This window comes from Marinomonas rhodophyticola (assembly GCF_026113935.1).
Lineage (GTDB): Bacteria > Pseudomonadota > Gammaproteobacteria > Pseudomonadales > Marinomonadaceae > Marinomonas > Marinomonas rhodophyticola.
This window is the reverse complement of record NZ_JAPEUL010000009.1, coordinates 732,862-745,013: the sequence shown is the minus strand read 5'-3', so window position 1 is coordinate 745,013 and position 12,152 is coordinate 732,862. Positions and strand designations below refer to the sequence as shown.

At 45.1% G+C, this 12,152-nt stretch carries 8 protein-coding genes and 2 pseudogenes; all 10 read right to left on the bottom strand.

What is annotated here, in order from left to right; genetic code table 11:
- Positions 1-82: 82 nt before the first annotated feature.
- Complete coding sequence (locus ONZ52_RS18180; RefSeq protein ID WP_265220092.1) at positions 83-1,021, bottom strand: AEC family transporter; 939 nt, start codon at positions 1,019-1,021, stop codon at positions 83-85.
- Between the two features lie 76 nt (positions 1,022-1,097).
- A pseudogene (locus ONZ52_RS18175) lies at positions 1,098-2,685 on the bottom strand (aldehyde dehydrogenase (NADP(+))).
- A gap of 57 nt (positions 2,686-2,742) precedes the next feature.
- Positions 2,743-3,489, bottom strand: coding sequence for a FadR/GntR family transcriptional regulator (locus ONZ52_RS18170; protein WP_265220091.1), 747 nt, complete (start codon positions 3,487-3,489; stop codon positions 2,743-2,745).
- 68 nt (positions 3,490-3,557) lie between these two features.
- Positions 3,558-4,883: an enolase C-terminal domain-like protein gene (locus tag ONZ52_RS18165; protein ID WP_346433247.1), complete on the bottom strand. Its 1,326-nt coding sequence runs from the start codon at positions 4,881-4,883 to the stop codon at positions 3,558-3,560.
- Positions 4,884-4,951: 68 nt separating this feature from the next.
- Positions 4,952-5,863 carry a 5-dehydro-4-deoxyglucarate dehydratase gene (locus tag ONZ52_RS18160; protein WP_265220089.1) on the bottom strand — a complete coding sequence of 304 codons (912 nt, stop codon included), beginning with the start codon at positions 5,861-5,863 and terminating at the stop codon, positions 4,952-4,954.
- 128 nt (positions 5,864-5,991) lie between these two features.
- The gene (garD, locus tag ONZ52_RS18155; protein WP_265220088.1) at positions 5,992-7,563 is read right to left on the bottom strand and encodes a galactarate dehydratase; all 1,572 of its coding nucleotides are present in this window, start codon (positions 7,561-7,563) and stop codon (positions 5,992-5,994) included.
- A pseudogene (locus tag ONZ52_RS18150) lies at positions 7,560-8,971 on the bottom strand (tripartite tricarboxylate transporter permease). The gene garD and the pseudogene ONZ52_RS18150 overlap by 4 nt, the downstream one beginning before the upstream one ends.
- Positions 8,972-9,079: 108 nt before the next feature.
- Complete coding sequence (locus tag ONZ52_RS18145) at positions 9,080-9,517, bottom strand: tripartite tricarboxylate transporter TctB family protein (RefSeq protein WP_265220087.1); 438 nt, start codon at positions 9,515-9,517, stop codon at positions 9,080-9,082.
- A 69-nt stretch (positions 9,518-9,586) separates the two neighbouring features.
- Positions 9,587-10,600 carry an ABC transporter substrate-binding protein gene (locus tag ONZ52_RS18140; RefSeq protein WP_265220086.1) on the bottom strand — a complete coding sequence of 338 codons (1,014 nt, stop codon included), beginning with the start codon at positions 10,598-10,600 and terminating at the stop codon, positions 9,587-9,589.
- A 260-nt stretch (positions 10,601-10,860) separates the two neighbouring features.
- Complete coding sequence (locus ONZ52_RS18135) at positions 10,861-12,072, bottom strand: Gfo/Idh/MocA family protein (protein WP_265220085.1); 1,212 nt, start codon at positions 12,070-12,072, stop codon at positions 10,861-10,863.
- Positions 12,073-12,152 lie beyond the last annotated feature (80 nt).

Below are 12,152 nucleotides of genomic sequence, written 5' to 3'. Positions count from 1 at the left end.
AACCGTGCCTAAGAAAACGCCCTACATAAAAACGCGCTTCACTGTCTCCATGTGTAGCGCGTTTTTTTATTGTGACATTTAGCTAGCTGCCCGTTACCCAAATAATCAAAGGAATACCCACCACAATCACCACAGAGGACACCAACGTCGTACTGGCAATCGCGTTTGCCGTTGATTTACCATCATCGCCTTTCGCCACCGCCGTTACATAGGCGGAGGCCGCCGTAGGAGCCGCTAAAAAGATAAACAAAAACAACAATTCTTTTTGACTAAAGCCCAATCCATACCCAATCGCCGTAAACACAAGAGGACTCAATAGGACTTTACATAACATCGCCATGGAAAAGTGTTTTGGCAAGGTAAATCCACTGGTCGCTAATGATCCCCCAATACAAACCAATGCCAAGGGCAAAGACAAACCACCAATTAAAGAGCCGGTTTTCATCACAAAAGCAGGCAACGTCAGTCCTATCATATTGGCCCCGACACCAAGCACTATGCTGACAATAAGCGGGTTCTTCAGAAGGCTTTTCAGCACTGGAACCAAACGCAATTGACCGTGGCTATAACGTGTTAATATCACTTCGGCCAAAATATTAAACAGCAACACACTCAAGCCAGACATCACGCCACCCAGCGCCACGCCTTCCTGACCAAACATATTGACCACTAGCGCAACACTGAAAATCCCACAATTGCCTCGAAAAGCAATCTGAACAAACACTCCACGCTGCCGTTCTGGTACATTAAGCTTGACCGCTAACCACCAAGACAGTAAAAAAGTAAGTCCTATCGCAGCCAAAAAATAGGCCGCCAAATTAAGACTTATCAAGCCACTTAAATTATTACCCATCATGCCGAAGAAGAACAAAGCGGGCATCGAGACTTGAAAAACGAAACGCGAACTCACCAAAATAAAACCATCATTGATCAGCTGAATTCGTCGCAGCAAAGCGCCCATCGCAATCATTAATAGAACTGGCGCAGCCACATCCAAAATCACGCTTTGTGTTTCTAGCAAATTGAACTCCCTAAAACAAACACTCTACAAGCCAGTTTGGCCAATAGAGTGTTTTTTATCAATTGAAAAGACTTATTTATACCAATTTCCCATTCACCAATTGAGGAATGTTTAGGGGATTTTGATCTTGAATGGCGTCTGGAATCAATGAGCTAGGAAAATCTTGATAACACACTGGTCGCAAGAAGCGATCAATAGCAGCGCTACCAACAGACGTTGAGCGACTATCGGATGTCGCAGGGAAAGGACCGCCATGTACCATGGAATGGCACACTTCTACGCCAGTTGGATAGCCGTTGCATAGAATGCGACCGACTTTACGTTCTAGGGTTGGTAGCAAGACTCGAACAGCGTCCACATCTGCATCAGACATTTGTACCGTCGCGGTCAATTGACCTTCTAAATGCTCAGCGACTACTTTGTATTCATCCAAGGTATCGCATTCGATGATCAAAGACATTGAACCAAACACTTCATCTTCCATTGAGGCATCCGCTAAGAACGCTTGTGCACTAGTAGCAAACACATGTGGGCAACACTGGTTTGGTTGATCACTGTCATTGCCTTTCGCCAAAAGTGCCGCGGCTGAGTTGTTGCTCAACTTCTCAATACCTTCACAATACGCTTGGTAAATACCTGGTGTTAGCATGGTTTGCGTACCCAATGCTTGTACTTCGCTAGCAACCGTCGCTTTAAAGCGATCCGCCGCTTCACCTTTCAACAGCACAACCATGCCTGGGTTTGTACAGAATTGACCTGCGCCCATGGTAAGAGAACCAACAAAACCTTTTGCGACCGTTGGAGCATCATTCGCCAATTTATTCGGCATGATAAAGACAGGGTTAATACTGCTCATTTCGGCATAAACAGGAATGGGAACCAGGACGATTTGCGGCGATGTTCATCAGCGCTACGCCACCACTACGAGATCCTGTAAAACCAACGGCTTTAATCGAAGGATGTGCCACCAGAGCACTACCGATTTCACGACCAGAGCCATACAAGAGAGAAAATACGCCAGCAGGAAGAGCGCATTTTTTCACCGCAGCAGTAATCGCACGCCCCACCAGCTCAGACGTACCAGGATGAGCAGAATGTGCTTTTACAACAACAGGGCAACCTGCCGCTAAGGCCGACGCTGTATCCCCACCCGCAACAGAGAAGGCTAATGGAAAGTTACTCGCGCCAAACACCGCTACTGGGCCAAGGGCGACTTTTTGAAAACGTAAGTCTGCACGAGGCAATGGCGCGCGATCTGGCATAGCAGGATCAATACGCGCATCGGTTGCTTTGCCCAAACGAACCACGCCTGCGAACAAACGTAACTGCCCCATAGTACGACCACGTTCACCTTCTATACGCGCTTTGGGCAAACCAGACTCCGCCATAGCACGCTCTAATAGCACATCACCGAGCGCTAAAATCTCATCGGCAATACATTCAAGAAAAGCTGCACGTTTTTCTGTACTGATGGCTCGATACATATCAAAAGCTTGCCAAGCAGCGCTAGCCGCTTGATCGACATCGGCTTTTGTACCGCCATGATAAGCGGGTTCTAGCATTTCGTTGGTGGCAGGATTGATTGCGTGAATAGCTTGTTGAGTCCCAGTAATATCGTTACCGGCTACCAATAAAGTGCCTTTAAGAAGCCCTTTCGTATCCATGTTTCCCCCCTCAGTTTTATCGAAAAATAAAAGTGAGCCAAACTCACTTTTATTACGTTATTCTAGATCAAACTTATTATCGCTCTGGTAGCGTTCATACAGATGGTAGGCACGATATAAGTGATTATGCATGGCCTGTTTTGCGCCTTCTGCATCTTGGTTTTTGATACAATTGAGTATTTCAAGATGCTCTGATCGAATGCGGCGCAAATATTCGTCTGTAGCGACCTGCTTCAAGTTTGTGTTTATTAATTTTGCTCTGGGGATAACGTTCTTATTAAACTGCTCATAAAACTGTTTAAGGAAAGGGTTACGAGTAGCAGTGCAAATCGCTAAATGGAAAGCATAATCTTCTTTTCTCGCCAATTCGCCCTGGCTTAATGCCTCGTCAAACTCATTGAAGTGCTTCTCAAGTATGGCAACGTCTTCGTCTGAACGACGCAATGCCGCCAATTCACAAGCCGTTGTTTCCACACTCAAGCGCATTTCTAAGATATGTAGAATATCGGCAATCGCCGTAGGATCGATTCGATAAGCAAACAAGGTTTCGCTTGATTGAGCACGAATAACACTCGTCCCCACGCCACGTTTTGTCTCCACCAAGCCTAACGATTTCAACTGGGTGATGGCTTCTCGAATAACAGTTCGACTCACGCCAAATAGATCGCATAACGCATTTTCTGTCGGCAATTTATCTCCCACAGAAATGTGCCCAGCCGAAATCTGCTTTTCAAGCTGTTTTGCAACATTGCTTGCCAAGCTATCGCCTTTGCCTACTCGTTCTATTTGTAGTGATTTTGCCACTGTTTTCACCCTATCCATATCTGATTGCGCCGTATATTCTAAAACCCTGAACATTACCCCAGCGCTACTTATCTAACAAGCGCTGGTTTCTTAGGATCAAACGTCCAACCGGGAATAAGAAACTGCATTGCCAAACTGTCATCACGCTGACCTAAGGTGAGCGTTTTATACAGTGCATGGGCTTCCATTAGTTTTTCACGATCCAGTTCAATACCTAAACCCGGTTTCGTTGGCACTGTAATTTTACCGCCACGAATTTTTAAGGGTGCTTTGGTTACTCGTTGCCCATCTTGCCATATCCAATGAGTATCTATCGCTGTAACCTCTCCTGGACACGCGGCGGCAACATGCGTCATCATCGCTAACGAAATATCAAAATGGTTATTGCTGTGAGAGTCCCATGTCATTCCCCACTCATTGCAAAGCTCGCCCACAGCAACCGCGCCTTGCATGGTCCAGAAATGACAGTCGGCGAGCGGAATATCAACCGAATCAAGACGCACGGCGTTTTTCAGCTGTTTCCAATCCGTCGCAATCATATTTGTCGCGGTTTTTAGGCCGGTTCTGCGTTTGAATTCGGACATGGTTTCACGGCCAGACCACGCTCCTTCTTGGCCGCAAGGATCTTCTGCGTAACTCAGCATGTGCTTCACTGGCGTAAGGTATTCAACCGCTTGATCCAGCGTCCACGCGCCATTTGGATCCAGCGTTAAACGCGCATCAGGAAAAGCCTCGTATAAAGCAGCAATACACTCCGCCTCTTGATGACCATCCAACACGCCACCTTTTAATTTGAAATCTTTGAAGCCGTAACGGGCATAAGCCGCTTTCGCTAATGTCGCAATGGATTCAGGAGTGACGGCTTCCAGACCGCGAACCCGATCCCACTCATCTACTGGGTTATCATAGGTTGGGTAAGGCAAATTTGTTTTGGTGCGGTCCCCAAGAAAGAACAAATAACCTAATGCTTCGACTTCATCCCGCTGTTTTCCATATTGACCAAGCAAATCAACCACAGGCAAGCCCATATTCTGACCGGCTAAATCTAATAATGCAGATTCAATCGCGGTAATAACATGAACCGCTGTTCTTAGATCAAATGTTTGATTACCACGCACATCATCCGATTTGCCAGATGTAGCTTGCCGCACATCACTGACAATACTTTTCCATTTTCCAACGTTTTTGCCTTCAACCAGCACGCGGCACTCTTCAAGTGTAGAAATAATTTTATCCGTCGCCGGCACTTCACCTAAGCCGATATTGCCGTCATTATCTTCCAATACGACAACGGTGCGAATAAACCAAGGCGCATGTCCACCGCTTAAATTTAATAAAAAACTATCGTATCCAGCCACAGGTATCACCTGCATCTTTTTTATTGTTGTAAACATAATGCGAATCTCAGCGTTGTAAAAAGAACAAGAAGGTTGGACAGTCCAGCCCAGCCTTCTCTACGATATTAAGAATTTTTCTTGATAATAGCGTCTAACTCAGCCACTTCACTTGGCGTTGGCATCGTTAGTGGAGCACGAACATCACCAGCACTGTGCCCCATCAAGGTAGCGCCAGCTTTAATTAAGCTCACTGCGTAGCCTTTTTTACGATCGCGCAAACGACAGAATGGAATAAAGAAATCTTTGATAATCGCCGTGACAACCGCTTGATCGCCGGCACGTAATGCTTTGTAGAACTTGTTAGCCATTTCCGGCATAAAGTTAAATACAGCAGAAGAGTAGGTATTCACGCCTATCGACAAATAGGCTTCAGCGAAAATTTCCGCCGTTGGCACGCCACCAATGTACACCAAACGATCGCCGACAGTTTTAATTGTGTCGTTCAATGCTGCAATATTACCAACGCCGTCTTTTAACGCCACCATGTTTGGATTTGCAACCGCCAACGCTTTTACATTTTCAGCAGTCAAAATGCCATTTCCACGGTTGTAATAAATAAAATGTGTCTTACTAGAGGCCATGATTTGGCTAGCGTATTCAACAATACCGTCTTCAGGACATTCTGTTAGGAAAGGAGGCATCAAAAGAATGCCGTCACAGCCAGCTTCATCGGCAATCGCCACAAATTTCTTCGCATCAGAAACACTGCGACCCGCCGAGGCAATAACCGGAACACGGCCTTTTACGGTCGCAACCGATAATTCGACGATCTGACGATAATCATCTTCGTCTAAGGAGAAAAATTCACCCGTTCCACCAGCAACAAAAATAGAAGAAACACCATGTTCAATAAAAGACTCAAGACGCTGACGGAATGTCTCTGCATTAAATTTACCATTTGCATCAAAATCCGTTACAGGAAAGGACAACAGTCCATCACTCAATGCCGATCTCATTTGCTCAACCGAAAAAGCCATGCTTTTTTTCCTCTTTATTATATTAATAACACCTTCCTTGTTCGGAAGATTTTCTACACAACATGTAATACATCATACAACTAAACAGACGAATAACAAGCCCAATTTACGTTTATCATTCTCTGGACTCAGGTCACTGGGGCTGGGTTAAACAACACTAGGTCGTTATGTAGCCCCAGTCGATCTGCTGCCACCTGTTTGCGTCCGCTTGCCACATCTAATATCAGATGGAACAACTCCCAACCCGCTTCTTCTAACGTGATTTCCTTGGTTGCCATACGTCCAGCATCCATGTCGATTAAATCATGCCAGCGGTTTCCTAATGAACTATTGGTCGACACTTTAATCACAGGTGCCACTTCTAAACCGTAAGGCGTACCTCGCCCTGTAGTAAAAACTTGCACATTCATACCAGAGGCAAACTGAAGCGTACCGCATATAAAGTCACTGGCAGGGGTCGCGGCGAAGTTCAAACCGCGCTTGCGAATGCGCTCCCCTGGACTTAACACATCCACGATTGGGCTATTACCAGACTTGGTGATCGACCCCAATGACTTCTCTACAATGTTATTCAACCCGCCTTTTTTATTGCCTGGGGTCGTGTTCGCACTACGGTCCGCTTGCCCCTGATTTAAATAATCGTCGTACCACTGCATTTCGCGCAGCAAGGCTTTGCCTACTTCGACGGTTTCAGCTCTTGGTGTTAACAAATGAATCGCATCGCGCACTTCAGTGACTTCTGAAAACATCACCGATCCACCTGCACGCACAATCAGATCCGAGGCATAACCCACAGCAGGGTTTGCAGTAATGCCAGAAAACGCATCACTGCCACCACATTGCATACCAACAACCAGTTCAGAAATAGGACAAGGCTCACGACGGCGTAAATTTAAGCGTTTAAGATGTTCTTCGGCCATCACCATAATATGGTCAACCATATCTTGAAAGCCGTGATGTGATTCGTCTTGCAAACTCACCACGCTGTCTTCAAGTCGTTTCGCCGTTGCCGAATTAGGCAAAATATTGACCGCTTGCGAATCATCGATCTCTAACAATCGATGAGGTTGTAGTTTTTCACAACCCAAACCAATCACCATGATTTCACCACCAAAATTGGGGTTCTTCGCCATATTTTGCAAAGTTCGTATTGGCACGATCGCGCTCGGTGCGTTAATCGCCACACCACAACCATAGGAATGATTCAGTGCCACCACACCATCCACGTTCGGGTATTTTGGCAACAAAGTCTGCTTGATCAGCTTAACTACATAGTCTGTGATACCGGCAACACACTGCACACTGGTACTGATACCCAAAAGGTTTTTTGTACCAGCAGAACCATCAGCATTTTTATAACCTTCAAAGGTATAACCCTCTAATGGTTCAAATTTAGGTTTTTCTCGGGTCGCCAGTGGTAACTCGTCAAGATTTGGCGGCGTCGGCATCCGCACCACTTGCTCAGAGACCCAACATCCAGCATCCAGATCTTTATCCGCATAACCAATCACTTCGTTATAACGAATGATCTTCTCACCTGCTTTTATTGGCTGCAAAGACACTTTATGACCTTGTGGTACCGCCTCTTTTAGCACCAAACCATTATCTAGCTTAGCATCCGCTGGCGCGCCGCCGTGATTCAAGATGATCGCAACATTGTCATTATCATGAATTTTGATTAACACATAGGATGAACTCATTTACTCTCCCCTGAATGCTGCTTGCTTTTTTTATGTATCATGAATGAGACAACAATAGACAAGACAATCAATCCCCAAAGCACCATGGCAATCGGGCTTTTAGTAAACAACACGGTGTATTCTCCGTAGGACTCTAAACTCTTCACAAAGTACACTTCCGCACTGCCACCCAAAATAAAACCAATCACCAACGGTGCCACTTCAATGCCAATCTTGGTAAAAATCCAACCCGCCACACCAAAAATAAACAAGGTCCAGACATCGAACATAATGCCGTAATTAATGGCATACGCTCCGACGGTACACATCATGACTATAATGGGATAAAGGATAAACTTAGGGATCAACACCACCTTAGCGATGTAGCGAATGGCATAAAACATCACCACAAACATCACCACATTGGCAAACATCAAGGCCGTTATCATGGAATACCATGTCTCGATGTTTTCCCCGATAAACAATGGACCGACTTGCAAACCTTGCAAAGTAAACGCACCGATCAATACAGCCGTGGTACTGTCTCCCGGAATCCCTAGAGACAATAGCGGTATTAAAGCGCCACCTGTCAAACCGTTATTGGCAGACTCAGACGCCACCAACCCTTCAGGCTCACCGGTGCCCATTTTGTGAGGCTGTTTGGAAAGGTTTTTTGTTGGGTATAGGCCAAAATCGATGCCGCACTGCCCCCTATTCCCGGCAACATCCCAATAAAGGTACCAATCGAAGAGGAGCGCAATAAATTACCCACTTGCCCTTTGAAAACAGAGAAGCGAAATGGCTTACCTTTTGTTAAGTTCACTTTATCTTCCTGGGACGACTCTTTTGCCCCCTTTTCTGCTTCTTCTATGATGGTCGATATTCCAAACAAGCCGATCAGGACAGGCAACAAGGAAAATCCGAAGGCAAGGTAAGGCTCCATAAACGGCAGCATCAATCGATACTCACCATTACCACCATCTGACACATCGTAGGAGCCAATTAAACTGAGCAAGACCCCCAATAAACCACTAAACACCCCCATGACAATATTCTTCGATAAAGAAGCAATCACCGTCAGAGCAAAGAAAATCATTAAGAATTTTTCAACATAAGAAAACTTAATGGCAAAATCCGCCAACACTGGCGCAAAGAAAAACAACACCAAGGCACTAAAAACACCGCCAACCAAAGACGCCACAATGCATATTTTTAAGGCGCGTTCAGCTTCTCCTCGCTGCGCCATTGGGTAGCCATCAAAGGTCGTCGTGATAGACGAAGGGGTTCCTGGGATATTGAGCAATATGGCAGGCACCAAACCACCTGAAATCCCCCCCACATATAGACCCAATAATAAAGCTAAGCCTTCTTGCAAACCCAATGTATAGGTCAGCGGTAAACAAACTGCGACCGCCATTGTTGCAGTCATTCCAGGGATAGCCCCAAAAACAATACCAATAATTGCCCCAGCGGCGGCTAGCAAGAAAAAAGCCGGCGAGAGTAATTCTAAAAACTCCATAACATTTACTCCTGATAGCTAAGGCATAGACACAAGGAAAAGATGGTAAAGCACGCCCCATACGACAGTAGGCGCAATCACAGCATTGGCAGTAATGATGGTGACATTCCGGCGAGTTCTTTCATGGCAATAAAGCATCGACATCAGAAACACAAAAGGAATCGACGCCAGCAAAAAGCCCAATCCCATATTGGGCAGCACTTCACCTATCGCATCCATCGACCAGAAATACACAGGAATCAGCACTAGGGTTACCAACAAGCGGAAGAAATCCGCGTTACGCACAAAAAACTGATAACGGCCAGAACGCATTGCTCGCCAGACAGGACGAATGTTAGCAAGAAGAATCAAGCTCCCTAACACCAGCAACAGCGTAATGATAATTCGAGGAAAGAACTGATGAGACGTATCAAAATCGATCGTCACCGAATTCAACGATATAAACCAATCAAACATATTGACCCTCACACGCGAGATACCATGGCGTCGCAGGCACGCAATACCTACGACGCCAATCTAAGAAGATTATTTGTGCAAACTATTAATAATCTTCGCGTAGCTGTCACTTTTCGCTTTTAAGTGCTGCTGAGCTTCAGCAGAAGTTCGGAAGTTTGGGATGAAAAAAGACTTTTTGAGGGTTTCTTGCACTTCACCATCGGCAAACACTTCAGCCAAGGCATTATCTAAAAACTTGATAGCTTCAGGCGACATACGTTTGTTATATAAGAAGAAAAACTCCTTATCGAAAGTAAAGTCATTATCGGCATCCATGGGAATATTCACCCCAAGACCTGACGCATATTGCATTAACTGATCACGAGAAGTTTCCCCCATGCCATTAGGATTGGCTTGACCAATCGTCGACGCTTTTGCCGTTAACCAGACAAAGTTCATTGCCTTCTGATCATCCGCTGGCAAGCGTGTATATTGCTCGTTAGCTTGTACACTACCATTGATAACATCAGCCAAACCATCAAACAACGCTTGGTTTTTGTCTGACTGAGAGTCCGTATTCAATGCCACTAGATTGTCTTCTTGACCTGGGTATGCCAAACGAACAGCATTTTTCATCGCGGTATAACCAATTTCGGACACACCACCAGGCTGAATAGCAACACGAACTGTTTTGCCATTGCCCGCTGCGTTTAAGATCTCATCCATATTTTTGTAGGGTGAGTTTTTTGACACTAAATAACCGTTGCCTGGATTGATGGCAAAAGACGGTCCAATATTCCACTTTTCAAACGGATCTTCGTAACCTTTTTGTCCATATAAATAACCAAGATAGGCTTGGTCATGAAAAATCATCAAGGTATTGCCGCTTGGCACTCGCTCAAGCGCCTGATAACCAGCTGAAAAACCAACCGCATCGACCTTAATGTTTGTATCGATTTTCTTGGCTAACGCTTCAGTAATAATAGCCGCTGCCTGATAAGTATCACCACCCGTGGATGTAGAGCCAATCACCACACGAATATTGCCTCGAATTGGGTTCTCAGCAGCATAGGTTACTGCAGGAGCTAAGGCACAAGCTGCCATCAATACAAGGCTAGAGGCTCTGAAACAATTTTTTCATAACCGTATTCCTATCGTTGTTTTTGTAGTTAGGACGTATTTTTATGACCCCATAAAGGAGCTAAAAAACATCATACATCATACAACTAACATTTCAACTCAGAATTGGATTTTTTTTGTCCTCCTGTAAACATCCAGTATTTAGTTTCATTTGGCACAAAGCAAAAAAAAGCTCAAGTTTGCTAAACAAACTTGAGGCTCTAGTTTTGGCCTTATGTCATTTATTACAGCTCAATCCCTTTTGATTTAAGCAGTTCAGCCACATCGATAATCTTGCCTGTTTTTACCGATTCCTCCGCGGCACACCCAACTACAACAGACCAGAAGCCTTCTTCGACTGTCGCGCTGTTGGTTTTTTTGCCAGCCATTTGATCAGCAAAAGCAATGTGTTCAAACCACGTCGCACCGTTATGACCAGACGCTTCGATCAATTTAGGGTAGCTTGGCTGTGATGTTTTAGACGGACGATTCTGACCACAGAAAACTTCCATTTCGGTACGCAAACGTGCGTTTTCACTGAAGTCTTCGATCTCAGCCGCTTTCACACGACCTTCATCACCGCACACCAATAGCTCTTCATGGAACATAGGGGCAAACATGCAAAGGTTGAAACCTGCGCGAACGCCATTTTCATATTCTACGGTAACAAACGCGCTATCAAGAATGTCGGATTTTTCGCCTTTGAATTCAAAGTCACGGAAGTTGGTAGACTGGGAACCATTGGCATAAACACGAACAGGACGAGACTGTGCGAACAAATTCATTAAATCAAAGTAGTGGCAGCATTTTTCCACCAGCGTACCACCAGAGAATTTAGAGAACTTGTTCCACTGGTTTACTTTATCAAGGAAGGGAATACGGTGTTCCATGATGTTGATCATCTTCACTTCACCCACAGCTTTGCGCTCTAGTACTTCGTGAATGGCTTCGGAATAGATAGATTTATAACGGTACTGCAAACCGATCTGCAAAACAGCGCCGTATTCTTTCGCCATTTTGGTGATTTCGTAGGCATCTTCTAACTTGGTCGCCATCGGCTTTTCCATGAAGATGTGTTTGCCCGATTTGATCGCTACTTTTAGAACATCAAGGTGAGTAAAATTAGGCGTACAAATTAAAATACCGTCAACTTCTGGGTCATTACAGGCTGCTTCTAGGCTGTCGTAGACTTTGAAATCTTCATCAGTGATTTTAGCGAACTCTTCTTTGGCTACTTTGACGCTGCGCTCGTTTAGATCGAACACACCATGAATAGCAGAACGACCAACGCGAGTCGCCACACGCATGTGTTCCATACCAATCATGCCGCAACCAATCAGGTTCACACGAAACTGCGCTGGCTCTTTGGCGAAGAAGTGACGTTCTTCTTCGTTGATGTAATGAAAAGCTGGGCCAGTGTAACTGAATAGCTGTCCGTCGATTTTTTCTCTGCTCATGGGGTCTCACCTAACTTAGAATTATTTTGTAAGGCTAAGATAGGAAAAGCACATCATTATGTCTAATATATGTTAATCAC